We start from the raw sequence: 22892 nt of genomic DNA on the forward strand, positions 1-22892 counted from the left end.
GATGAGCCTCGACAACCGGCCGATCTACACCGGCGGCTGCCAATGCGGCGCGGTGCGCTTTCGCGTCGAAGGCGCGTTGGGAGACGCTTCGATCTGCCACTGCCGCATGTGCCAGAAGGCGTTCGGCTCGTTCTACGCGCCGCTGGTTTCGGTGCGCGGCGCGAAGCTCGACTGGACTCGTGGTGAGCCGAAATATTTTCGCTCGTCCAACCATGTCGATCGTGGTTTTTGTGCCGATTGCGGTACGCCGCTGACCTTCACCGCGCCGGATGGCGTCGGCCTCGCCATCGGTGCGTTCGACAATCCGGCGGAGATCGTGCCGCTGATTCAGTGGGGCACCGAGGCAAAGCTGCCCTATGTCGACACCATTCCGCAATTGCCGGGCGAGGAGACGATGGCCGATATGTCTTCGGCCCCCTATCTGGCCGATCTCGTCTCCTACCAGCATCCCGACCACGACACCGAACAATGGCCGCCAAAGGAAAAGCCATGACCGATCAGGTAAGAACTGGTGGCTGCCAATGCGGCGCCGTCCGTTTCCGCATTCATGGGGCGCTCGGCCGTCCGTCCATCTGCCATTGCCGCATGTGCCAGAAGCAATTCGGCTCGTTCTTCGGCGCGCTGGTCACGGTACCCAAGGATGGCGTCGAATGGACCCATGAAGAGCCGAGCTATTTCCAGTCGTCGGTCAACATCGATCGTGGTTTCTGCGCCCGCTGCGGGACGCCGCTGACCTATCGGCAGCCAGGCGGACTTGAGATCGCCATCGGCGCCTTCGACGACCGTTCGGATCTGGCACCGCAGATCCAGGTCAACTACGCCGCGCGGCTGCCCTGGGTGGAGACGATCTTCGATCAGCCCGTCCACCAGGATCCCGACTATTACGCCCGGCAGGAATCCATCATCTCCTTCCAGCACCCCGACCATGAAACAGCGGACTGGCCGACCAAAGGTTTGCAGCTATGAGCAGTCAATTGCGTACTCTTTATCCAGAAATCGAAGCGTTCGATTCCGGCGTGCTCGATGTCGGCGACGGCCATCAGGTCTACTGGGAGCGTTCCGGCACCAAGGGCGCCAAGCCGGCGGTGTTCCTGCATGGCGGGCCGGGCGGTACCATCTCGCCGAAACACAGGCGGCTGTTCGACCCCAAGCTCTACGATGTCATCCTGTTCGACCAGCGCGGCTGCGGAAAATCGACCCCCAATGCCTCGCTCGAAGCCAACACCACCTGGCATCTGGTCGCCGACATCGAACGGCTGCGCGAGATGGCCGGCTTCGACAAATGGCTGGTGTTCGGCGGCTCCTGGGGCTCCACGCTTGCGCTTGCCTATGCCGAAACGCACCCCGAACGCGTCAGTGAACTGGTGGTGCGCGGCATCTACACGCTGACGCGCGCCGAACTCGAATGGTATTACCAGTTCGGCGTCTCCGAAATGTTCCCGGACAAATGGGAGCGGTTCCTGGCGCCGATCCCTGAGGCCGAGCGCGGCGACATGATGGCCGCCTACCGCAAGCGGCTGGTCGGCAGCGATCGCAAGGCGCAGATCGAGGCGGCCCGCGCCTGGAGCCTGTGGGAAGGCGAGACCATCACACTGTTGCCGGAGCCGGAGACCAGCGGACCGTTTGGGCAGGACGACTATGCCGTCGCCTTCGCCCGCATCGAAAACCACTATTTCGTCCATGCCGGCTGGCTGGAGGAAGGGCAACTGCTGCGCGACGCACACAAGCTTGCGGATATCCCCGGCACCATCGTCCACGGCCGCTACGACATGCCGTGCCCGGCGCGCTATGCCTGGGCGCTGCACAAGGCCTGGCCGAAGGCGGATTTCCACCTGATCGAGGGCGCCGGTCATGCGTATTCGGAGCCAGGCATTCTGGATCAACTGATCCGGGAGACGGATCGGTTTGCAGGGAAGATATAGGCGATGCACGGCGATCCTTCACACCCCCCTCTGTCCTGCCGGACATCTCCCCCGCAAGGGGGGAGATTGGATGTCGCCTTCGCTTTCGCCAATCGCCGACATTGCAGGACCAGCGCTGTCGTCAAAGCTGCCGATCTCCCCCTTTGCGGGGGAGATGGCCGGCAGGCCAGAGGGGGGTGCTCAAGCACCTTGCTGTCATGAAAAAGGAAAGACTGTTCCTCTTCGACACCACCTTGCGCGATGGCCAGCAGACGCCGGGCATTGACTTTTCCGTCGAGGATAAGATCGCCATCGCCAAACTGCTTGACACCTTCGGCCTCGACTATGTCGAGGGCGGCTATCCCGGCGCCAACCCGACCGACACCGCCTTCTTCCAGGAGAAGCGGACGGCGCGGGCCAAATTCGTCGCCTTCGGCATGACCAAGCGGGCAGGGGTGTCGGCGTCCAACGATCCCGGCCTTGCGTCACTGGTGCAATCGAAGTCGGATGCCATCTGCTTCGTTGCCAAGAGCTGGGACTATCATGTCCGTGTCGCGCTCGGCTGCACCAACGAGGAGAACCTCGACGCCATCAAGGCCTCCGTCGAGGCGGCGATTGCCACCGGCAAGGAGGCGCTGGTCGACTGCGAGCATTTCTTCGACGGCTTCAAGGCCAACCCCGACTATGCGCTGGCCTGTGCCAGGACCGCTTATGATGCCGGCGCGCGCTGGGTGGTGCTGTGCGACACCAATGGCGGCACGCAGCCGTCGGAAGTCCGCGCCATTGTCGAGAGCGTCATCGCCTTCGGTATGTCAGGCGATCATCTCGGCATCCATGCCCATGACGACACTGGCCAGGCCGTGGCCAATTCGCTGGCTGCGGTCGAGGCCGGCGTGCGCCAGATCCAGGGCACGCTCAACGGCATCGGCGAGCGCTGCGGCAACGCCAATCTCATCTCGATCGTGCCGACGCTGGCGCTGAAGCCGGCCTTCGCCGACCGTTTTGAGACGGGCATTTCGACTGAAGCGCTGACCGGCATTTCGCGCCTGTCGCGCGCCTTTGACGAACTCTTGAACCGCGCGCCGGAAGCGCAGGCGCCCTATGTCGGCGCTTCCGCCTTCGCGACCAAGGCTGGCATCCATGCTTCGGCGCTGGCCAAGGAGCCGGCGACCTATGAGCATGTGCCTCCGGAAACGGTCGGCAACCGCCGCCGCGTCATGGTTTCGGACCAGGGCGGCAAGGCCAATTTCCTCGCCGAACTGAAGCGGCGCGGCATCGACGTGCCGAAGGACGATCACCGGCTCGACGCGCTGATATCGGTGGTCAAGGAACGCGAGGCCGAGGGCTATGCCTATGAGGGCGCCGACGCCAGCTTCGAGCTTCTGGCGCGCAAAATGCTGCACGGCCTGCCGGAATTCTTCAACGTCACCTCGTTCCGCTGCATGGTCGAGCGCCGCTTCGACGCCAACGGCCAGTTGAAGACGGTCTCCGAAGCGATCGTCAAAGTGCTGGTCGACGGCGAGGAGAAGATGTCGGTGGCCGAGGGGCATGGCCCCGTCAACGCACTCGACATCGCGCTGCGCAAGGATCTCGGCAAGTTCCAGGGCGAGATCGCCGACATGGAGCTCGCCGACTTCAAAGTGCGTATCCTCAATGGCGGCACCGAGGCGATCACCCGCGTTCTGATCGAATCGCATGACGGCACCGGCGCGCGCTGGTGGACAGTGGGTGTTTCCGAAAACATCATCGACGCCTCGTTCCAGGCGCTGATGGATTCGATCGTCTACAAGCTGATGAAGAACCGCGAAATGGCGGGACTGGTGGCGGCCGAGTAGGGTTGAACCATCAGCGAAAGTCCATTGATCCATCAGAACTTTGCGATGGTCTTGGCAAGATGGCTGGGCCATAGGCTTGGGCCATGGCCACTGAAGCAATTACCCTGGACGCTGATTCCAAGGCTCGTCGCGGATTCCTGCTTGCACTGGGCGCTTATTTGCTGTGGGGAATGCTGCCCTTCTACATGAAGGCCGTGGCGCATCTGCCTCTCGCTGAAGTCATTGCCCACCGCATCGTCTGGTCGGTGCCGATCGCCGCCGCCGTGCTGGTCTGGGCCGGCCGTACAACCGACTTCAAGGCGGCACTGCGCTCACCCCGCACCATCGCCATGGCCGCACTGACGGCGGCGCTGATCTCGGTCAACTGGGGCATCTATGTCTGGGCGATCGCCGTCGACCGCACCGTCGAAACCGCGCTCGGCTATTACATCAACCCGCTGGTCAGCGTCGTCGTCGGCGCGCTGTTGCTTGGCGAGCGGCTCGATCGTCTGCAGATCGCGGCAGTGGTGCTGGCGGCCGTCGCCGTTGCGGTGCTGACCATCGAGGGCGGCAAGCTGCCCTGGGTGTCGCTGGCGCTGGCGTTTTCCTTCGCCGCCTACGGCTTCTTCCGCAAGACCTTGCCGATCGGCCCGAGTCAGGGCTTTTTGCTCGAAGTGCTTCTGCTGTCGGTGCCGGCCCTTGGCTACATCATCTATCTGATCGCGACCGGACAGGACCACATCGTATCCAGTAGCGGTGCCGATACGGCGTTGCTGATCGGCTGCGGTCCGATCACATCGGTACCGCTGCTGTTGTTCGCCTTCGGCGCCAAGCTGTTGCGCCTCTCCACCATCGGCATCATGCAATATATCGCGCCTACCATGGTGTTCCTGATCGCAGTGCTGATCTTCGACGAGCCTTTCGGCACCACTCAGGCGGTAGCGTTCGCACTGATCTGGGCCGCACTGGCGGTCTATTCCTGGTCGATGTTGACGACAGCGCGCAAGGTTTCTGCCCGGTAAGGAGTTTCGATGTACCTGTTGCACATCGCCAACAAGAACTATTCCTCATGGTCGCTGCGGCCCTGGGTGCTGATGCGAGAGCTGGATATCCCATTCGAGGAGCAGCTTACGCCATTCCCGACCGGATCGAGCTGGGAGCTCTACCGGTCGTTCTCGCCCAGCGGCCGGGTGCCGTGCCTGATCGACGACGGTTGGGCGGTCTGGGATTCACTGGCCATCGCCGAGTATCTGGCGGAGCGCCACCATGGCGTTTGGCCCGTCGAGGCCAAGGCGCGCGCCTGGGCACGCTCGGCCGCCGCTGAGATGCATTCGAGCTTCACCGCACTGCGCGGTTCATGCCCAATGAGTTGCGGCCTGCGCGTAAAGCCGTTTCCGATGTCCGATGCGCTGAAGCAGGATCTCTTTCGCCTCGGCGATCTCTGGAACGATGGTCTTGCCCGTTTCGGCGGACCGTTTCTCGCCGGTCCTCATTTCACCGCCGTCGACGCCTTCTTTGCCCCAGTGGCGTTTCGAGCACAGTCCTACGGGCTCGTTTTCGGAGGGGCTGCCACCGCCTATCCGGCGCAGTTGCTTGCCTTGCCGGCGATGTGCGAATGGTATGCGGCAGGCCTTGCCGAGACCTGGCGCGAGCCCGACCATGAAGCGGAAGTCGCCGCCGCCGGCACCGTCCTCGAGGATTTTCGCGCCTCGGCGTGAAAGGTACTGACGTTACATCCCCCGGCCGAGCCGTCGGACGAACAGATAGGTAGCCGCGGCGATAATAAGCGATACCGCCGACACCACCCAAAACCCCATCGGTGTGTTGACCAGGGGCAGGCCGCCGACATTCATGCCGAACAGGCCCGAGATGATGGTCATCGGCAACAGCACCGCTGTCATGACAGAGAGAACATAGAGGAGCTGGTTCGACTGCATGGTCAGCTTGGCCATCAGCTCGTCCTGCAACAGCCTTGTGCGCGCCTGCAACTGCTCGCCGTCATGATAGAGCGTATGCGCTCGTTGCGAGAGCCTGACTGCCATGTCGTTGATCGGGTCAGGCAGCTCGTTGCGATGCGAATGATCGAGATGCCGGAACAGATTGGTGATCGTCGCCATCTGCCGATGGATCACCACCAATTGTCGGCGCGCCTCGACCAGCGCTTGTCGTTCATTGTGCCATGCATCGCGCACGACACGGTCCTCGATGCCATCGAGCGTGTCGCCCAGCTTGCGGAGCTCGGCCGACATGCCATCGAGCGACTGGCCCGTGACCGCCTCGATCAGTTCCGCCGGCGAGCGGAATTTCCGCGATCCATTTTCCACCACCTTGCGGACGGCGTCGATCGATTCCAGCGGCTGCTTGCGAGCGCCGATCAGCATCGTGTCGTTGAAGGCGAAGCGGAAATGGACGAGTCCGCGCGCCTCCGAAAAGTCGTGCCTGAGATCCGGCAGATCGCCATAGAGCCAGCCATCCTCGAAGTCGATGTGACAACCATGGCTCGGGGCAAGGAAGGCGTCGCGCACCGGCCCCGGCAAAGCCCTTTCGGCGCCGATCTCCTGGCGTGCGTGCAGGTCGGTGATCTGATAGCTGCGCCATGTCCAGCGTGCGGCGGCTGCGTCCCTGGTTCGCACGCCCTCTGCGGTGAAGTGATAGATGAAGAACAACCCGTGCTCGTCGGGCAGGTAAGGCGACAGGTCGGTGCCTTCCGGGGCGAGAGCGATATCCATGGGCGCGGTGCCAGATGCAAGTTTCGAACATGGCGCCGCATGGCGGCCGCCTGACCCTTGATGTCTAGCACGGGCGAACCCGGTTTCGTGTGACGGTTTCTTGACGGCCGATCACAGTCTGTCGATCATCCACGTCAATCCGGTGGAGACGCCTTCGCCGCCACCGGATTGCGCCCTCTCAACGCTTCGGGCCGAACCCAGGGTAAGGGTTAAGCGGCACGATGGCAGCGATGTCCATCATCCCTGCCTTCACCAGCGGCAAGGTGGCGAGATGACTGCGCACGTCGGCGTCGCTGCCGGCTTCGAACATCATGCCGCTGCCCGGGATGTCGCCTCGGTTCCAAACCTGGCGGATCGCGCCTTCGGCGTAGAGCGTGCGCCGCTGTTCGGCCTCGCTGGGCAGAAGTGGGGCGAAATCGGCATCGGCAAACTCAGCGGTGTTGCGGGTGAGAAGGGCAAAGAACTGCATGGCGGTCTCCTTTGGTTGGGATGGCCGAGTATCACCTCCGCTGGTCAGACCGTCCAAGACTGGTTAGGCTAAAATTGAGATCGAAAAGGACTTGAGACTCGGGGAAACAAGATGTTCGACCTGCGCCAGCTCCGCTATTTCGTCACCGTCGCCGAAACCGGCAATGTCGGGCGCGCCGCCGAAATGCTGCATATTTCGCAATCGCCGCTCAGCCGGCAGATCATGCAGCTCGAGAAGCAGCTCGGCGTCTCCCTCTTTGAAAGGTCGAAGCAACGGGTCCATCTCAACGCCGAAGGTCGCGCCTTCCTCACCGAGGCCCGCTCGCTGCTGTCCAACGCGCGACGCCTGGAGGAGTTCGGCCGCAACCTGGCCAGCGGCGCAGTCGGCCGGCTCGCCATCGGCTATGTCGAAGGGGCCGTGCATGCCGGGCTTGTCGCAGGCATGCTGCGCCAGTTCCGCCGCGACCGGCCGGACTTTCACCTGCAACTGAGAAGCCTGCGTTCGGCGGCGCAGCTGGAGGGGCTGCGCCAGCGGGTGCTCGATCTGGGCTTTGTCTATTCGCAGCCAACCGACGATGACCCGGATATCGCCGCCATCGCGCTGCGGCATGAGCCGCTGGTGCTGGCGATCCCCGAAGATGATCCGCTTGTCCAAATATCAGAGATCGGGCCGCATCACCTCGACGGCCGCATCTGGATCACGGTCGTGCGCCAGCCTGACGACACCAATCGCGGGCAATTCCTTGCCGCCTGCGCCAAAGCCGGCTTTCTGCCCGACATCGCCTATGAGACGGCGGACCCGCTGACCTCGCTCGGTCTGGTCAGCGCCGGTCTCGGCCTGGCGACGGTGCAGGCCAGCCTGCGTGCCGCCGCACCGTCGCGGATCGTGTTTCGCGACCTGCCATGGTTCGAGCGCACGGTTTCCATCTATCTTGCCTGGCGGCGTCACGACCGCCGCGAGGTGATCTCCGGCTTGCGGCAGGCAGCTGCTGTAGGCAGTAGGCAGTAGGCAGTAGGCAGTAGGCAGTAGGCAGTAGGCAGTAGGCAGTAGGCAGTAGGCAGTAGGCAGTAGGCTAGGGCTCCGCACTCAGGTTAACAAAGACGACAGTTCGGCGGTGTCGGCTTTTGTGCCGGTAATAGGAATTTTTTCTTGACTCCGTGACCGCAGCTATGGTACATATTCGGCTATGGTGCTGATTTGCGCCAGTGACCCGCCGCACAGGCGGGTTTTTCGTTTGATGCTCCGTCAGCCAGTGCGCAAGCGAAGGCTCCAAAGGAACCCGTTAGCCCGAGTTCGTTGTCCTGGGCAGTACAGTAGGCAGTAGGCAGTAGGCAGTAGGCAGTAGGCAGTAGGCAGTAGGGGTTGCCGTTCCCCGGCATTCATACTGCCTATTCCCTATTCCCTATTCTCTCACATCTTGTCTATCACCGACTGCACGCCTTCGGTCGGGGCGTCGACGGAGGACCCAGCCACCATGATGGCAGCGACGATCGCCTCGGGGTCGTCGACAACCAGCGGCTTGACCCGTTGCGCGGTGTGGATGAAGCCTTCGGCGGCCATGTGATCGAGCAACGCCAGCATCGGATCCCAGAATCCGCCGACATTGCCGAAGACGATCGGCTTGCGGTGATGACCGAGCTGCGCCCAGGTCATGACCTCGACGATCTCCTCGACCGTGCCGATGCCGCCCGGCAGCGCCACAAAGGCGTCGGATTTCTCGAACATCTTGTGTTTGCGCTCGTGCATGTTGTCGGTGATCAAGAGTTCGTCGAGCCGGTCAAGCGCGGTTTCCGTTGCCTCCCTATTGATCAGGAAGCGCGGAATGATGCCCGTCACCTTGCCCCCCGCGCGCAAGGCGCCTTCGGCGACGGCGCCCATGATGCCTTTGGTGCCGCCGCCATAGATCAGCCGCAGGCCCGCTTTGGCAATCGAGCGCCCGAGCAGGTGCCCGGCCTTGATATAGATTTCATCGCGGCCCGGAGACGAGCCGCAATAGACGCAGACGGATCGAATCGTGTTCATGCCGATGATTGGTGATTGGGTCTGAAAGCGCGGTCAAGCCCCAAGGGTCAACAAGCTAGGGCTTTTTCTTGTCGGTCCCTCTTTCTTGTCGACATGGGCAAAACAGGCTAGACCGGCGTTAGGTGGCTAAGGGGTAGAGAAATATGGTGATTAATCCATTGAAGGCGTTCCTGTTCGTGGCGGGTGGGACCGTTGCGGCCGCGGGGACCGCCTATGTTTCGGGTGCGCTCGACCCGTATCTTAATCCGACGCCGCCGGCGCAAGTGGCGGCCTTGACGCCGCCCGCGGCGCCGAAACCGGCTGCTCCCGGCACGGAAGCGCGGCTTCCAGCGGCGGCTGTGCCGGCCGCGCCCGCCGCGGTGCCCCAGGCAACGGCACCAGCGGCACCGGCAACGGATGCAGCGGCTCCGGCAGCGCCGGCTGCGGCCGGTCCGATCGCACCGTCCTTCGATGTCGTGCGCGTCGAGGGCAATGGCTCTATCGTCATTGCCGGCAATGCGGCGCCCAATGCAAAGGTCGAGATCCTCAACGGCACGGCGGTGCTCGGTTCGACGGTCGCCGGTCCCGATGGCGCCTTTGTCATCGTGCTCGACGATCCGCTGAAGCCTGGCGACTATACGATTGCCCTGCGTGCGACCACGGGCGATGTCGTAACGCCCTCGACGCAGACCGCCGTCGTTTCGGTTCCCAAGGATGCGGCCGGCCAGGTGCTGGCCATGGTCGAGGAGCCGGGCAAACCGGCCGAACTGCTCACCGTTCCGGCTCCCGAGGCAAAGCCGGCCGCACCGGCTGCAGGCGACCAGGCTGCTGCTCCTGCAGCCGAAGCGCCCGCAACCGCTGCTCCGGCGCCAGCCGCACCGGCGGCTCCAGCGCCAGCCTTGGTTGAAGCAGCACCTGCTCCGGCAGCACCGGCGACGCCGCCCGCCGCAGCAGAGGCCGAACCCAAGATCGTCGTCGAGGCGGTCGAGATCGACGGCAACAAGATCTTTGTCGCCGGCCTCGCCGATCCGGGCCGCAAGGTGCGCGCCTATGCCAATGATATCCTGCTCGGTGAGGCGCAGACGTCGCCGGACGGTCATTTCCTTGTCGAGGCGACGCGCGACATCCCGGTCGGCAGCTATACCATCCATGTCGACGGTCTGGATGTCGACGGCGTGAAAGTGGTGGCCCGTGCCGCCGTGCCATTCGAGCGCGAGCCGGGTGAATCGATCGCCGCCGTGGCGCCCGCAGAGCCCAAGCCCGCCGAGGCAAAACCCGCGGACCCGAAGCCTGCGGCTCCCGCTGCCGCCGAAGCGCCCGCAGCTCCTGCAGCGCCAGCCGCCGAGGCGCCAGCGGTTGCCGCCGCACCGGCCGAAACGGCACCGGCCACGACGCCTGCTCCCGCCGCCGAAGCCCCGGCCATTGTGGCGGAGACCGCGCCGCCGAGCGACGTGCCCGAGACGGTGGCGCCCAAACTCGAACATGCCGATGGCGCCGTCATCATCCACCGCAACGACACGCTGTGGCGGATTTCGCGGCGTGTTTACGGTCATGGCGTGCGCTATTCGACCATCTACCTCGCCAACCAGGACCAGATCAGCGATCCCGATCGCATCTGGCCGGGACAGGTGTTCAAGGTCCCGGAAAAGTCCAAGGAAGGCGAAGCCGCCGACCTCAAAGCGATGGGCAAGCAGGCAACGACGGCGCCGGCCAAGACCAACTAGAGTCCAAGGCCATCCAAGGTCGAAGTCAGCTAGCTCGTTGAGCCGCTCAGGTGAAGTTTGAACCCGGTCATGTTCTGATCGCCCAGCTCGGGGCGTAGCTTCATGCTCGGAATCAAATAGTCGCCGCCATTCTGCCGGCGATAGGGGATGGGTTGCGTGGTCGCGAACGTTCTCATCCTCTCGCGCAGGCGCTCCGCAGTGGGCTCGAAGTCGGCTTCGCCGAAGCGGTCGACGCTATAGGCGACGAACGGCGGAAGGACGTCGTAGCCCGGGTAGTAGAGAATCCCGTGGTTTATCGGGAACAGCAGATCATCGATTGGTCCGTTGACGCCGCGAGGGGCATAGTGCTCCTCCCAGCCGCCGGCGGTCACGATCAACATTGCGCGCTTGCCCATCAAGGTTCCCTCGCCGTAGCGGTCGCCCCATCGTTTGTCACTATGTTCGCCCACACCGTAAGCGAAGCCGTAGGCAAAGACCCTGTCGACCCAGCCCTTGAGGATCGCCGGCATGGCAAACCACCAGAGCGGAAACTGGAGAATCAGGGCATCCGCCCACAGCAGCTTTGCGATCTCGGCCTTGACGTCCTCTGTCAGCGCGTCGGTCTCGAAGGATTTTTTTGATGCGGTGGCAGGCATCAACCGCGCGTCCGATGCCAAAACCGGAAAGTCGGCCTGATCAACCGCTGATTTCCAACCCTGGGCGTAAAGGTCCGTAACCCGAACTTCGTGGCCTTGTGCCTCGAGTTCGCTGATGGCGACGTCGCGGAGCGCGCCGTTGAGCGAGCGCGATTCGGGATGAGCGAAAACAAGTAGAATTTTCATGCGGGGACTCCGAGGATTGAAAAAACTGGTCCCTTAGCTACGCAATATCGACATAATCCGCTACGTATTCATAATGCATAAGATTGTGCCGAATAATGGATAAATCGGATATCACGTTCGAACGCATGCGCACCTTCGTTCGCGTCGCGGAACGGGGTAATCTGTCGCTGGTTGCCAGCGAACTGGGTATCGGGCAGTCGACGGTTACGCGGCATTTGCAGGAGCTTGAAGAGGCGGTGGGTGTGCCTTTGCTCAGCAGGACCACCCGGCGGGTCACGCTGACTGATGAGGGTAGCCGGTACTATACAAACAGTATCCAGATCCTGCGCCTTGTCGAGCAGGCCGGCGACGAAGCGCGGGGCGCACGTGGCGCGCCGGCCGGCACCATCCGGATATCCTGTACGGCCGCATTCGGGGTCTTGCACGTCACCCGGTTCATCTTCGCCTTTCAGGACCGATATCCCGACATCGGAATTGACCTCAGCCTCACCGATGAGCGTGTGGATTTGGTCCGGGAAGGCGTCGATATCGCGCTTCGCTTGGGACCGCTTACTGACAGCTCGTTGAAGCTGCGGGCCCTCGGCCTGTCACGGCGCCTGCTCGTAGCATCGCCGGATTATCTGGCGGCGCGAGGGAGACCGGCTGTCCCGTCGGACCTGTCTGGACATGAGGGCATCCGGATGTCGAACGTGGCGGGCAGTGAAACTCTTGCTTTGCAGGGCGCCGGAGGCGAGCGCTATATGGTGCCCTTCGCGGGGCGACTGCGTGTCGACCATGGGCTTGCCGCGCGCGAGGCCTTGGTCGCGGGTCGAGGAATCGCACCGGCTCATCGATGGCTTGTCGGCGATCTTTTGGCGGCGGGCCTGCTCGAGACCTTGCTGGATGATTATTCGCTGCCGTCCGTCCCGTTGAACATGCTGATCGTCCCGGAGCGCGCGGGCGTTGCAAGGGTTCGCCTGCTGGTCGACTTTCTGGCTGAACGGATAGCCGATATCCCGGGGATCGAGAAGTCCATCTCACAGCGTTAGCCGCTATCTGGTCTGCCCAGAAGAGTAGCTTGCGGCAGCGCCAACCATCGTTTATCGCCGATGGACGATGAGCGACAGCCCCTTCGAAACCCATACACTCCGCTCCGCGTCGGAGGCCCCGGACAGCCGCACCGTCGCTGCTCGGCTGGCAGCGCTTTCGCACCCGGCGCGGATCGACATCCTGAAACACCTGTCGGCGAGCAGCCCCTGCTGCTGCCGCGAAGTCGTCGATCGTTTCGATCTGGCGCAGTCCACGGTGTCACAACACCTGAAGATACTGGTCGAGGCCGGGCTGGTCAGGTTCGAGCCTGATCGCCAGCGCTCGCGATATGCTATCGACCACGCCGCGCTCGCCGACGTCTCGGCGTCGTTGATCGCCCTCGTCAATTCCTGCTGCTCCGGCCGCTAGACCATGATCCCGAAAAGCGGAGCCCGGTTTTCGGAAGAGATCATGGTCAAAAAGACATAAGAAGAAGGCACAAAGAATGGCCGAAAAAACCGTCTCCGACTCCTCGACTTTCAAGACGCTGCTCAACCTGTGGCCATACATGTGGCCAGCGGATCGTGCTGATCTGAGAGCACGGGTCACCTGGGCGACGCTTCTGCTGGTCGTCGCTAAGCTGACGCTGGTCGCCGGTCCCTATTTCTTCAAATGGGCGACCGACGCGCTGGCCGGCGACGCCAAATCGGTGCCGCCGCTGCCGAGCTTTCTGCTGGCGCCCGTCATGCTGGTCGTCGCCTACAATGTCGTGCGCCTGGTGCAGCTTGGCTTCAATCAATTGCGGGACGCGCTGTTTGCCCGCGTCGGCCAGTACGCTGTGCGTCAGCTCGCCTTCCGCACCTTCGTCCATATGCACCAACTGTCGCTGCGCTTTCACTTGGAACGCCGCACCGGCGGCCTGTCGCGCATCATCGAGCGCGGCACTAAGGGCATCGAGACGATCGTGCGCTTCATCATGCTCAACACGGCGCCGACCATTCTCGAATTCGCGCTGACCACCGGCATCTTCGCCTACACCTATGGCTGGAAATATGTGGCGGTCGTCGCGGTCACCGTCTGGGTCTATGTCTGGTTCACGGTACGCGCTAGCGACTGGCGCATCTCGATCCGACGCGACATGAACGACAGCGACACCGACGCCAACACCAAGGCAATCGACTCGCTGCTCAACTACGAAACGGTCAAGTATTTCAACAATGAAGGCATGGAGGCCGAGCGCTTCGACCGCTCCATGGCACGCTACGAGATATCGGCGACGCGCATCTGGACCTCGCTTGGGTGGCTGAACTTCGGCCAGGGCATCATCTTCGGCCTCGGCACTGTCATCGTCATGTGCATGTCGGCGCTGGAAGTGCAGGCCGGCACGCAGACGGTCGGCGACTTCGTCTTCATCAACGCCATGCTGATGCAACTGTCGGTGCCGCTCAATTTCATCGGCTTCATCTACCGCGAAATCCGCCAGGGGTTGACGGATATCGAGCAAATGTTCGACCTTTTGGATGTGCCGCAGGAGATCGTCGACAAGCCGGACGCGAAGCCACTTACTGTCAGCGCCGGCAAGGTCGAGTTCCGTGACGTCCAATTCTCCTATGACCCGAACCGCAAGATCCTGAAGGGCATCAGCTTTGAGGTGCCGGCCGGCAAGACCGTCGCCATTGTCGGGCCATCGGGCGCCGGCAAGTCGACCATCTCGCGGCTTCTGTTCCGCTTCTACGACGTGCAGGACGGCCAGGTGCTGATCGACGGCCAGGATATCAGGGACGTGACACAGGAAAGCCTGCGCGGAGCGATCGGCATGGTGCCGCAGGATACCGTGCTGTTCAACGACACCATCGCCTACAACATCCGCTACGGCCGCATCGGTGCCAGCGAGGAGGATATGCGCAAGGCTGCCGAACTTGCCCAGATCGGCCCGTTCATCGAGCGGCTGCCCGACGGCTACAAGTCGATGGTCGGCGAGCGCGGGCTGAAGCTTTCGGGTGGCGAGAAGCAGCGCGTGGCGATCGCCCGCACCATCCTGAAGGCGCCGCCGATCCTGATGCTGGACGAAGCGACCTCGGCGCTCGACAGCCACACCGAGCAGGAGATCCAGGCCGCGCTCGATCTGGTCAGCCGCGGCCGCACCACCATCGTCATCGCTCACCGTCTGTCGACGGTGATTACGGCCGATGAGATCATCGTGCTGCAGGATGGCCAGATCGCCGAGCGCGGCACCCATGCCGAGCTGATGCGCAAGCACGGCCTCTATGCCTCGATGTGGGACCGCCAGCGCGAGGCGACCGAAGCCGAGGAGCGGCTGCGCATCGCCCGCGAGGACGACGAGTTTGGCGTCATCGTCCGCCGGCGGACATCTGAGGTGAATTGAAGGTTGAGCGAATTTTCTGCTTGACCTCAACTTAAGTTGAGATTGTAGGCCGTTCTTGGAGCCGAATAAAAACATGGTCCAGGAACGGAATGATCGAAATGAGCAAGACAAATCAGAACGTTAACGGCGGCAGCGTGTTCAGGGTGGACAAATTCGTCGTCCCGGCCGCCGCTCGCGAAGAGATACTGGCCAAGGTCAGGACAACGCATGAATTGCTGCGCCTGCAGCAAGGCTTCGTGCAGGATTTCCTACTCGAGCAATTCTCGGGTCCTGGCGAGTTCAACCTCGTCACTATCGTCGAATGGGAGAGCCAGACGTCCGTCGACAATGTCGTGCCGATCGTCAAGGCGGCGCACGAGCGCATCGCCTTCAACCCACAGGAGACGATCGCCCGGCTTGGTGTTCGGGCCGACATCGCCAACTATCAGCGGGTTCCCGGGCTCTAGCCGGGCCAGCCGACGCCAGGTGCCGGCGCTTCCACGCTGAGCACCTGGCCGGTGCGGGCATCACTGACCATGTGCTCGAAGCCACGCCATTCGGCGGCGAGAATGAACAGTATTTTCCTGTCGGCGCCACCCAGCATGCAGGCAAAGCAGCCGCGATCGACAGCGACCGTTTGCAACACTTCACCGCCTTCGAGCACCCGCACGCAATGCTTGTTGGGCACATCCGCGTACCAGATCGCCCCCTCGGCATCGAGGCAGATGCCGTCGGGATAGCCGTCGAGATCGGCCCAGACGCGCCGGTTGGAGAGACTGCCGTCGGCGGCGATGTCGAAGGCGGTTAGTCGATTGGCATGGGACTCGGCGACGATGAGCGTCTTGTTGTCCGGGGTTACCGCCATACCATTGGCAAAGACGATGTTTTCCGCCACTTGCCGGACCGCGCCGTCCGGCGTGATCAGCACGATGGTGCCGGGGCCGAAATGCTCGCCCGGCGCCGGCGCCGGTCCGCCACCATTGACATAGATATTGCCGCGTCCATCGACGACGATCTCGTTCCACGGGCTTTTCGACAGGCTGCGCAGATCGGCATGGGTGACGAGACTGCCGTCAGCTTCCCGCCGCAGCAGCAAGCCTTCACGACCCGAGATGACAAGCAATCGGCCATCCGGCAGCCAGTCGATGGAATAGGGCAGGACGGCGGGTATCGTGAGCATGACCTCGCGGTTGCCGTCGGCATCGACGGCGATGATCTGACCGGTGCCCCAGTTGCAGAGCCAGAGCCGTCCGTCGTGCCAACGCGGCGATTCGCCGAAGGCGAGGCCGGCAGTGATGAGATACGCTTGAGAGACTGCTGATTTTTTCGACGGCATTGCTGGCTCCTCGGGTCGGCTCACGGGCGCTTCGCCTCCCTTGGCTGGGTCGATGCAAGCGCCATCTCTTCAAGGACGGGCGAGGATGGCTCGCCCCGACAATGGCAATGGGTTTCCCGGGGCAATGGGTTTTTCCCGGTCAGGTCGGGCGCTGTCAACAACGACTGAGGCCGTGGAGCGGCTGCAATCAATGCCTTGCCGATTGTTGCGTTGCGGCGAGGGGGGCTTTCGGCTATTGAGGCCGCAATTGAAACGGAGCCCGTTTTTACCCGATGAGCCTTGTCGATACGGTCAAGAACGCGTTCGTACCGATCCATCGCGAAGGCTATCCCTTCATCGCGGCCTTTGGCGCGGCGACGCTTTTCCTCGGCTATTTCTCCTCGATCCTGTTCTGGATCGGCCTTATCCTGACGGCCTGGTGCGTCTATTTCTTCCGCGATCCCGAGCGCGTCACGCCGGTCGACGACCACCTCGTGGTCAGCCCCGCAGACGGCATCATCTCTGCGGTCGGGCCGGCCGTGCCGCCGCGCGAGCTTGGTCTCGGCAACGTCGAAATGACCCGTATCTCCGTGTTCATGAACGTGTTTTCCTGCCATGTGAACCGCGCTCCCGTACGCGGGCGCATCACCAGGATCGAGCATCGGCCGGGAAAATTCCTCAATGCCGAACTCGACAAGGCCAGCACCGAGAACGAGCGCAACGGCCTGGTCATCGAGAGTCCCAACGGCACGGTTGCGGCCGTCCAGATCGCCGGCCTGGTGGCGCGCCGCATCGTCTGCTGGGCCGAGGCCGGCGGCTCGATCGCCATCGGCGAGCGCTTCGGCCTGATCCGCTTCGGCTCGCGTGTCGATGTGTTCCTGCCGCTGGCCGCCACGCCGCGTGTTGCCGTTGGCCAGACGGCGGTCGGCGGCGAAACGGTGCTGGCCGAATTCGGCGGTGTCGCCGGCACTCCTCTTGTTCGGATTTCCTGACCCGTGGGCACGCAATACAAAAAGTTCGAGTCCCATGCCAGCGGCGGCCCGCGCATCCGCGAAATCCCGATGCGCATGGTGCTGCCCAATCTGGTCACGGTGCTTGCCATCTGCGCCGGCCTATCCGGCATCCGCTTCGGCTTCGAAGGCCGCTTCGAGCCGGCGGTGGTGATGGTGCTGCTGGCAGCCTTCCTCGACGGCATTGACGGCCGCCTGGCGCGGATGCTGAAGGCGACCTCCAAATTCGGCGCCCAGATGGATTCGCTGGCCGACATCGTCAATTTCGGCGTGGCACCTGCTCTGGTGCTCTATGCCTTCCTGCTCGACCGCGCCGGCTCGCCGGGCTGGATCGCTGCACTTCTGTTCGCCATCGCCTGCGGGTTGCGGCTCGCCCGTTTCAACGTGCTCGACGACGACAAGGCCGATCGCCCCCTATGGCAGTCCGAATATTTCGTCGGCGTGCCGGCGCCGGCCGGCGCCGTGCTGGTGATGCTGCCGCTCTATCTCTATTTCCTGCGCACAGGGCTGGAGCCCAGTCGTCCAGCCGCCTTCGTCGCCACCGGCTTCACCATCCTGGTCGCCTTCCTGCTGGTCAGCCGGCTGCCGGTCTATTCCGGCAAGAGCCTGAGAATCCCGGGCGACAGGGTGTTGCCGATTATCCTTGGTGTCGTGCTCTACGTACTCCTGCTGATGACCTATCCCTGGTACACGCTGACCGCCTCGGTCGCTGGCTACCTGATCTTCCTGCCGTTCAGTGTGCGCGCCTATTCCAAGCGCGCCAAGCGAGAGGGCGAGAAGGTGCCGCCTTCGGACATAGGTTAGGGGACATAGGTTAGTCCGGGGGTCGAGTCCTGGGCTTGAGCCCTTGCAGCAACAAATCGCTCCAGGCGCAAGCGAAGCGCTCATGGCGGTTTCATGGCTGTTCCTGGCTCCGTCGGGCATCGCATGAGATTCGCGACAGACGATCAGGGAGCCTTGGCGGATCGCGCGCTCTGGCTTTGTTCGGAAAGCCACGCCCTCCACGTCCGTTCTCCGCGCCGTTCGCCGGTTTCGACCAACCCCATGCTGCGGCTCATCTTCCGGCTGAACGGCAGCGGCAGGATGAAACGCTTGATCCCAAGCGCCTGGCAATACTGCCGCGCGAAGGTTGAGAATGGCATTGTTTCGGGGCCGCCGATCTCCGGCCATACCCCACGTTTCCCGTCGCCGGCCGCCTCTGCCAGATAGGAGCCTACGTCGCGCGTATCGACGGGATTTGAGGGCGAGGTTGGCAAGGGCCAGACCGGCAGCCATTTCAACCCACCCAGCATCTGCGCCAGCAGGTAATAGAACGGCGTCGCGCGAATGACTGACCACGGCAGCGGGGACTCTCGCACAAGCTGTTCGCCCGCCAGTTTCACCCGGGCATAGGGCAGGCCGCTGAATTCGAGGCCGACGATCGAAACGAAGATAAAGTGACCGACACCGGCACGCTGCGACGCGGCAAGCAAGTGCCGCGTGCCCTCGATATCGACGCTTGCCGGGCTGGAGAAGAAATCGATCGGCCTCATACCGCGCCTGGCGATCGGCGAGAGCGTCGCGGCATGGATGACCGTGTCGACGCCGCCAAGAGCCTCATCGATGCCTTCGCCGGTCGCGAGATCGCCAATGGCCCATTCGACGGAGTCGTCTTGCCCGGCTTTTCTGACGAGCAGCCGGACGATATGGCCGGCCTCGTTCAGCGCCGGCACGAGATCGCGGCCGAGATGCCCCGTTCCCCCGGTGACAAGTATTTTTGCCACTCAAGACCTCCGTGCCTCGCTGCTGGTGGCGGGTGAATGGTCTCTCACCAATAAATTGTCGATCAGACAAAAACGTGGCGGTGAACGCCACATTCGCGCCCGCCGGGTCTGGTTCGGAAGAAGGAACGGACGCTACGCCGCGACGCCGAGCCCCAGCCTGTCGATCGCCAGTTTTCTCGTCGACACATAGTCGGTCTTACCGGATCCCAGCACCGGGATTTCCTCGACCTTGACGATATCGTTAGGCACCATCAGTTCGGCGGCACCCGCCTGTTTGCCGAATTTGCGCAACTCGTCAGGATTGGCGTCGTCGGCGGTGGTGACTAGCACGATGCGTTCGCCGCGCCGCTTGTCCGGCACGGCCACAGCCGCATGGCGTTCTTCTGGCCATAGCGATTGCACCAGCATCTCGACCGCACCCAGAGACACCATCTCGCCGGCGATCTTGGCGAAGCGTTTGGCGCGGCCGCGAATGGTGATGAAACCTTCACGGTCGACCGCAACGATGTCGCCGGTGTCGTGCCAGCCGGTCAGCGGCTGCAGCTCGCCGGGGCGGTCCGCGGTCATGTAGCCCATCATTAGGTTCGGTCCGTCGAGCCACAATTGGCCGGCGTCGGAGATGCCCTCGACCGGCTCGAGCTTCATGCGCATGGCCGGCAACAACCGGCCGACGGTGCCGTCGCGGCCATGGATTGCGGTGTTGACGGCAACCACGGGTGCTGCCTCGGTCAGTCCGAACCCTTCGATGATCTCCGCCTGGAAGCGCTCGCGATAGACGCGGCGGGTTTCTGGCTTCACCGCCTCGGCGCCGGCGACGACGAAGCGCAGGCTGGAAAAATCGCCGTCCTTGGCGGTGCGCGCATAGTTGGCGAGGAACGTGTCGGTGCCGAACATGATGGTCGGTTTGACCTTGCGTGCGACCTCGGGGATGATCTTGTAGTGCAGCGGTGAGGGGTAGAGGAACAATCTTACGCCGGTGACCAGCGGCAGGATGGTGCCACCCGTCAGCCCGAACGAGTGGAACACCGGCAGCACGTTGAGCAGGATATCGGCGGGCGAGATGGTAATGCGTGCCTCGGCCTGCATGGCGTTGGCCAGCAGGTTTTTGTGCGAAAGGATCACCGCCTTGGGCGTGCCTTCCGAACCCGAGGTGAAAAGGATCACCGCCGGCTTGGCCGCATCCTGCCGTTGCAGCGGCCAGCGCCACAGCAAGGCGGCGGCGAGCTTGTCCAGCGCGGTGACGCTCTCCCGCACATCCTCCAGCCAGAGCAGCTTGGCGCCACCCTTTTCGACCGCCGCGACGATATCGGCAAGGTCGGCCTTCTCGACGAACGCGCGGGAGGAAATCACGGTCCTTATCACCGCGGTGCGCACGGCAGCGGTGACGCTCGCCGGCCCGGCTGTGTAGTTGATCATCGCCGCCACCCGGCCGGCCGACAGAAGTCCGGTGAGCGACAGCACGATCCCATTGGCGTTCGGCAGCATCAGCCCGACAGCTTCGCCCGGCGCCGTGATCGCCTCGAACCGGCGGCCCAGGACGCGGGCGCCGATGAACATCTTGCGGTAGCTCATCGCGCCGGAGATGACGTCCTCGATGATCGTGTGCGAAGCGCCGACCCGGTCGGCGGCATCGCGCATGGCCAGGAACAGGCTGCGATCGAGGTTAGTGCCGAAAAGCCGGGCTTCGGCGATACGGTCGAACAACGCATTGGTGTTCGAGGCCTGGTCGGGGTTGCGCGCCACCAGTTCGGCGATGGTCATCGGCTCCAGCACGCTGATCGACAGCTGCGGAAACCAGTGCCGTGGTGCCTTGTCCGCCGGCGTCAACGACACCGGCAGGCTGCGCGCGCCGCCGACGAAGATCGGCACAATGCTGGCGTCGGCCTGCATCGCGATGCGGGTGACGGCACGAAACAGCCGGAACGTCTTGACGTCGGGCTCGACCGCATCCGGCAAATAGACGGCGAGCCGGCCTTTGCCTTTGAGTACGCGCACCAGCCGGCGGCTGACGAAGACATGTTCGGCATTGAAGGCGATGGTGCGGCCAAGCTCGCGCCACGGTTCGAGCCAGGGCGACCGCGCCGAGACCTCGTCGAGTATGTGAAGTGTATCGTCCGGCAGCAGCGACAGCATCAGCGCCGGTTCGAAACGCGATTGATGCGAAATGACGTAGATGACGGGGGCCTGCGCCTTGCGGGCGATCTTGATGCGGGTGTCGGCAATCCGGTAGGCGAGCTTGAACGGCACATAGAGCAGCGCCTGGGTGAAGCGCAGGCCGAGGCGGAATTTTTCCACCACGCCGATCAGTAGCCAGGCCAGAACAAGACCCGCAAGCAGCGCCAGTGTCAGGACCATGCCGCGTCTCTCCCAACGATTTTATCATCTCGGCTCTTTTGCGGCCGCTTCGGCCAGAACCTAGACGATGTGGGAGCAACGTCAATGCGGACCTTTTTCGTTCCCCCTTGTGGGGAAGGTGAGGCGGCCTGCTTAAGCCGCCTTCAACCGTCCGCTGATAAACCGAAACTCCTGCGTCTTGCCGCCATAGCCATAGGCCGCCGCCGGCACTTCATGCACGAAGGCGTAGCTTTCCTCGTGCACGCCGCCAAGCAGGCGGCCGAACGCGTCGAAGATCGCCTTGAGATAGGCTTCCAACTCAAGCTTGGTGTTGGTGCCGTCGACCACCTTGATATCGAGCCAGAACGTATTGGTGCCGTGCTCGGCCAGCGACTTGCCGCCGGCGAACCAGTGCTGCGGATCGATATAGGATACGGCAACCGCGGTGATCGTCGGATCCTTGCGCAGCTGCATGGCGGTGATTTCGGTAACCTCCTTTGCGATGCGGGCGGACAGAGCCGCGTCAGGCTTGCCGGGGACGCTGACGGTGATGATGGGCATTTTGCTTCTCCTTGGTTCGAGCGGCGTCTGATCGCCGTTGGGAAGGATCATGTCATCATCATTGGATCAAAAAAATCGAATTGTTTTCAACTGAAGATTCGACATAATCGAATTATGGAGACACTCGATCCCGATCTGCTCAGGACTTTCCTTGCTTTCGTCGACAGCGGCTCGCTGGCCCAGGCGGCTGCAAGCGTCGGCCGTTCGCCCTCTGCGGTGACCGCCCAGATGCAGCGGCTGGAGGAAATCGTCGGCGAGCCGCTACTGGCGCCGCAAGGGCGGGGACGCGGCCTGACGCCGGCTGGTGAGGACCTCGTCGGCCACGCCAGGCGCATCCTTGCCGCCCATCGCGAGGCCTGGCTGGCGCTGAAGGGCGCGCGGGCTAACGGACGCGTCGCCATCGGCACCACACAGGATTTCGCCGACAGCGGCCTGCCGGACCTGCTGCGTGCCTTCGCCGTCAGTCATCCGCGCGTCAGGATCGAACTGCGGGTCGGCCGTTCCGCCGAACTGGCGCAGGCGCTGCAGTCTGGCGGCCTCGATCTGGCGATCGTCATGCGTCAGGCTGCGGCTTCTGACGAAGTCGGCGTGCTGCGCGAGCCGATGATATGGCTGTGTTCGCAGAAAGGGCTGGCCTCGCGGCAGGAGGAACTGCCGCTGGCGCTGCTCGATCCCTATTGCGGTTTTCGAGAAGCGGCACTTGCCGCGCTCGATGCTTCCGGCCGCCGCTACCGCATCGCTGCCGGCAGTGCCAGTCTGGCCGGCCTGCGCACGGCGGTGAACGCCGGTGTCGCGTTGACGCTGCGAACAGCCCGCTTTGCCCATTCCGGTATTGTCGAGGCGCCGCGCGAGCTTGGCCTGCCGCAGGTTCCTATGGCTGAATTCGCGATCCGGCTGCGCGCCGGCGCCGATGGTCCGGCGGGCGACCTGGCGACACTGCTCAGCGGCAACCTTGCCTTGTCGGCTGGCTGAACACCAAAGAAAAAGCCGACCTTACGGTCGGCTTGAGAGTAGGACGGGCCGAGGGGTTTGGGGGGACTTGGGGATGGCCCGTCGCACCATTAATGCCTGACCACG

At 63.3% G+C, this 22892-nt stretch carries 23 protein-coding genes; 15 read left to right on the forward strand and 8 right to left on the reverse strand.

The window, feature by feature from the left end; translation table 11 throughout:
• Nucleotide 1 precedes the first annotated feature (1 nt).
• The 6 genes from NKI73_RS01930 (at nt 2) to NKI73_RS01955 (ending at nt 5433) form a co-directional block, all read left to right on the forward strand.
• Entirely contained in the window at nt 2–493 is a 492-nt protein-coding gene (locus tag NKI73_RS01930) for a GFA family protein (protein WP_352626947.1), read from the forward strand.
• The gene (locus NKI73_RS01935) at nt 490–966 is read left to right on the forward strand and encodes a GFA family protein (RefSeq protein WP_352626949.1); all 477 of its coding nucleotides are present in this window, start codon (nt 490–492) and stop codon (nt 964–966) included. The genes NKI73_RS01930 and NKI73_RS01935 overlap by 4 nt, the downstream gene beginning before the upstream one ends.
• Entirely contained in the window at nt 963–1922 is a 960-nt protein-coding gene (gene pip / locus NKI73_RS01940; RefSeq protein WP_352626951.1) for a prolyl aminopeptidase, read from the forward strand. The genes NKI73_RS01935 and pip overlap by 4 nt, the downstream gene beginning before the upstream one ends.
• A 197-nt stretch (nt 1923–2119) precedes the next feature.
• Nucleotides 2120–3736 carry a citramalate synthase gene (gene cimA, locus NKI73_RS01945; RefSeq protein ID WP_352626953.1) on the forward strand — a complete coding sequence of 539 codons (1617 nt, stop codon included), beginning with the start codon at nt 2120–2122 and terminating at the stop codon, nt 3734–3736.
• An 83-nt stretch (nt 3737–3819) separates the two neighbouring features.
• Nucleotides 3820–4737 (forward strand): EamA family transporter RarD, encoded by a 918-nt coding sequence (gene rarD / locus NKI73_RS01950; protein WP_352626954.1) that lies wholly within the window; start codon nt 3820–3822, stop codon nt 4735–4737.
• Nucleotides 4738–4746: 9 nt separating this feature from the next.
• Nucleotides 4747–5433 carry a glutathione S-transferase family protein gene (locus tag NKI73_RS01955; RefSeq protein ID WP_352626956.1) on the forward strand — a complete coding sequence of 229 codons (687 nt, stop codon included), beginning with the start codon at nt 4747–4749 and terminating at the stop codon, nt 5431–5433.
• A 12-nt stretch (nt 5434–5445) separates the two neighbouring features.
• On the opposite strand, the gene NKI73_RS01960 is transcribed toward NKI73_RS01955, so the two are convergent.
• Entirely contained in the window at nt 5446–6444 is a 999-nt protein-coding gene (locus NKI73_RS01960) for a transporter (RefSeq protein WP_352626957.1), read from the reverse strand.
• A gap of 178 nt (nt 6445–6622) precedes the next feature.
• Entirely contained in the window at nt 6623–6913 is a 291-nt protein-coding gene (locus NKI73_RS01965; protein ID WP_352626959.1) for a muconolactone Delta-isomerase family protein, read from the reverse strand.
• A gap of 111 nt (nt 6914–7024) precedes the next feature.
• On the opposite strand from NKI73_RS01965, the gene NKI73_RS01970 reads away from it, so the two are divergent.
• Entirely contained in the window at nt 7025–7921 is an 897-nt protein-coding gene (locus NKI73_RS01970; protein WP_352626961.1) for a LysR substrate-binding domain-containing protein, read from the forward strand.
• 402 nt (nt 7922–8323) lie between these two features.
• Here NKI73_RS01970 and NKI73_RS01975 read toward each other — a convergent pair whose 3' ends face one another.
• On the reverse strand, nt 8324–8935 hold the full coding sequence (locus tag NKI73_RS01975; protein WP_352626963.1) for an LOG family protein: 612 nt from the start codon (nt 8933–8935) through the stop codon (nt 8324–8326).
• A gap of 143 nt (nt 8936–9078) precedes the next feature.
• Between NKI73_RS01975 and NKI73_RS01980 the strand changes: the two genes are divergently transcribed.
• Entirely contained in the window at nt 9079–10638 is a 1560-nt protein-coding gene (locus tag NKI73_RS01980) for a LysM peptidoglycan-binding domain-containing protein (protein WP_352626964.1), read from the forward strand.
• A 29-nt stretch (nt 10639–10667) separates the two neighbouring features.
• Here the strand turns inward: NKI73_RS01980 and NKI73_RS01985 are convergent, their stop codons facing one another.
• Entirely contained in the window at nt 10668–11459 is a 792-nt protein-coding gene (locus NKI73_RS01985; RefSeq protein WP_352626965.1) for an NAD(P)H-dependent oxidoreductase, read from the reverse strand.
• A 95-nt stretch (nt 11460–11554) separates the two neighbouring features.
• On the opposite strand from NKI73_RS01985, the gene NKI73_RS01990 reads away from it, so the two are divergent.
• From NKI73_RS01990 to NKI73_RS02005, 4 genes are all read left to right on the forward strand, one after another.
• The gene (locus NKI73_RS01990; RefSeq protein ID WP_352626967.1) at nt 11555–12487 is read left to right on the forward strand and encodes a LysR family transcriptional regulator; all 933 of its coding nucleotides are present in this window, start codon (nt 11555–11557) and stop codon (nt 12485–12487) included.
• Between the two features lie 67 nt (nt 12488–12554).
• Nucleotides 12555–12896, forward strand: coding sequence for an ArsR/SmtB family transcription factor (locus NKI73_RS01995; RefSeq protein WP_352626969.1), 342 nt, complete (start codon nt 12555–12557; stop codon nt 12894–12896).
• Nucleotides 12897–12972: 76 nt separating this feature from the next.
• Complete coding sequence (locus tag NKI73_RS02000) at nt 12973–14853, forward strand: ABCB family ABC transporter ATP-binding protein/permease (protein WP_352626971.1); 1881 nt, start codon at nt 12973–12975, stop codon at nt 14851–14853.
• A 98-nt stretch (nt 14854–14951) separates the two neighbouring features.
• Entirely contained in the window at nt 14952–15299 is a 348-nt protein-coding gene (locus NKI73_RS02005; protein ID WP_352626972.1) for an antibiotic biosynthesis monooxygenase, read from the forward strand.
• On the opposite strand, the gene NKI73_RS02010 is transcribed toward NKI73_RS02005, so the two are convergent.
• On the reverse strand, nt 15296–16168 hold the full coding sequence (locus NKI73_RS02010) for an SMP-30/gluconolactonase/LRE family protein (protein ID WP_352626974.1): 873 nt from the start codon (nt 16166–16168) through the stop codon (nt 15296–15298). The two genes, NKI73_RS02005 and NKI73_RS02010, sit on opposite strands and share 4 nt — an antisense overlap.
• Nucleotides 16169–16440: 272 nt before the next feature.
• Between NKI73_RS02010 and NKI73_RS02015 the strand changes: the two genes are divergently transcribed.
• Both NKI73_RS02015 and NKI73_RS02020 read left to right on the forward strand, forming a co-directional pair.
• Entirely contained in the window at nt 16441–17139 is a 699-nt protein-coding gene (locus NKI73_RS02015; protein WP_352626976.1) for a phosphatidylserine decarboxylase, read from the forward strand.
• 3 nt (nt 17140–17142) lie between these two features.
• Nucleotides 17143–17961 carry a CDP-alcohol phosphatidyltransferase family protein gene (locus NKI73_RS02020; protein ID WP_502905575.1) on the forward strand — a complete coding sequence of 273 codons (819 nt, stop codon included), beginning with the start codon at nt 17143–17145 and terminating at the stop codon, nt 17959–17961.
• Nucleotides 17962–18104: 143 nt separating this feature from the next.
• Here the strand turns inward: NKI73_RS02020 and NKI73_RS02025 are convergent, their stop codons facing one another.
• The 3 genes from NKI73_RS02025 to NKI73_RS02035 form a co-directional block, all read right to left on the reverse strand.
• Nucleotides 18105–18920, reverse strand: a complete 816-nt coding sequence (locus NKI73_RS02025) for an SDR family oxidoreductase (RefSeq protein ID WP_352626977.1) — start codon at nt 18918–18920, stop codon at nt 18105–18107.
• Between the two features lie 132 nt (nt 18921–19052).
• Nucleotides 19053–21275, reverse strand: coding sequence for an AMP-binding protein (locus NKI73_RS02030; protein WP_352626979.1), 2223 nt, complete (start codon nt 21273–21275; stop codon nt 19053–19055).
• A gap of 132 nt (nt 21276–21407) precedes the next feature.
• On the reverse strand, nt 21408–21815 hold the full coding sequence (locus NKI73_RS02035; RefSeq protein ID WP_352626981.1) for a tautomerase family protein: 408 nt from the start codon (nt 21813–21815) through the stop codon (nt 21408–21410).
• 114 nt (nt 21816–21929) lie between these two features.
• On the opposite strand from NKI73_RS02035, the gene NKI73_RS02040 reads away from it, so the two are divergent.
• Nucleotides 21930–22787: a LysR substrate-binding domain-containing protein gene (locus tag NKI73_RS02040; protein ID WP_352626983.1), complete on the forward strand. Its 858-nt coding sequence runs from the start codon at nt 21930–21932 to the stop codon at nt 22785–22787.
• Nucleotides 22788–22892 lie beyond the last annotated feature (105 nt).

It is taken from the genome of Mesorhizobium sp. M0496, assembly GCF_040321205.1.
GTDB lineage: Bacteria > Pseudomonadota > Alphaproteobacteria > Rhizobiales > Rhizobiaceae > Mesorhizobium.

Excerpts from the sequence above, each read along its gene's own strand:
- cimA (WP_352626953.1), top strand. The coding sequence starts at position 2,120 with ATGAAAAAGGAAAGACTGTTCCTCTTCGACACCACCTTGCGCGATGGC.
- NKI73_RS02030 (WP_352626979.1), bottom strand. The coding sequence starts at position 21,275 with ATGGTCCTGACACTGGCGCTGCTTGCGGGTCTTGTTCTGGCCTGGCTA.
- NKI73_RS01970 (WP_352626961.1), top strand. The coding sequence starts at position 7,025 with ATGTTCGACCTGCGCCAGCTCCGCTATTTCGTCACCGTCGCCGAAACC.
- pip (WP_352626951.1), top strand. The coding sequence starts at position 963 with ATGAGCAGTCAATTGCGTACTCTTTATCCAGAAATCGAAGCGTTCGAT.
- NKI73_RS01955 (WP_352626956.1), top strand. The coding sequence starts at position 4,747 with ATGTACCTGTTGCACATCGCCAACAAGAACTATTCCTCATGGTCGCTG.
- rarD (WP_352626954.1), top strand. The coding sequence starts at position 3,820 with ATGGCCACTGAAGCAATTACCCTGGACGCTGATTCCAAGGCTCGTCGC.
- NKI73_RS02000 (WP_352626971.1), top strand. The coding sequence starts at position 12,973 with ATGGCCGAAAAAACCGTCTCCGACTCCTCGACTTTCAAGACGCTGCTC.
- NKI73_RS01990 (WP_352626967.1), top strand. The coding sequence starts at position 11,555 with ATGGATAAATCGGATATCACGTTCGAACGCATGCGCACCTTCGTTCGC.
- NKI73_RS02035 (WP_352626981.1), bottom strand. The coding sequence starts at position 21,815 with ATGCCCATCATCACCGTCAGCGTCCCCGGCAAGCCTGACGCGGCTCTG.
- NKI73_RS02010 (WP_352626974.1), bottom strand. The coding sequence starts at position 16,168 with ATGCCGTCGAAAAAATCAGCAGTCTCTCAAGCGTATCTCATCACTGCC.
- NKI73_RS02040 (WP_352626983.1), top strand. The coding sequence starts at position 21,930 with ATGGAGACACTCGATCCCGATCTGCTCAGGACTTTCCTTGCTTTCGTC.
- NKI73_RS02015 (WP_352626976.1), top strand. The coding sequence starts at position 16,441 with ATGAGCCTTGTCGATACGGTCAAGAACGCGTTCGTACCGATCCATCGC.
- NKI73_RS01930 (WP_352626947.1), top strand. The coding sequence starts at position 2 with ATGAGCCTCGACAACCGGCCGATCTACACCGGCGGCTGCCAATGCGGC.
- NKI73_RS01975 (WP_352626963.1), bottom strand. The coding sequence starts at position 8,935 with ATGAACACGATTCGATCCGTCTGCGTCTATTGCGGCTCGTCTCCGGGC.
- NKI73_RS01965 (WP_352626959.1), bottom strand. The coding sequence starts at position 6,913 with ATGCAGTTCTTTGCCCTTCTCACCCGCAACACCGCTGAGTTTGCCGAT.
- NKI73_RS01980 (WP_352626964.1), top strand. The coding sequence starts at position 9,079 with ATGGTGATTAATCCATTGAAGGCGTTCCTGTTCGTGGCGGGTGGGACC.
- NKI73_RS02005 (WP_352626972.1), top strand. The coding sequence starts at position 14,952 with ATGAGCAAGACAAATCAGAACGTTAACGGCGGCAGCGTGTTCAGGGTG.
- NKI73_RS01935 (WP_352626949.1), top strand. The coding sequence starts at position 490 with ATGACCGATCAGGTAAGAACTGGTGGCTGCCAATGCGGCGCCGTCCGT.
- NKI73_RS01985 (WP_352626965.1), bottom strand. The coding sequence starts at position 11,459 with ATGAAAATTCTACTTGTTTTCGCTCATCCCGAATCGCGCTCGCTCAAC.
- NKI73_RS01960 (WP_352626957.1), bottom strand. The coding sequence starts at position 6,444 with ATGGATATCGCTCTCGCCCCGGAAGGCACCGACCTGTCGCCTTACCTG.
- NKI73_RS01995 (WP_352626969.1), top strand. The coding sequence starts at position 12,555 with ATGAGCGACAGCCCCTTCGAAACCCATACACTCCGCTCCGCGTCGGAG.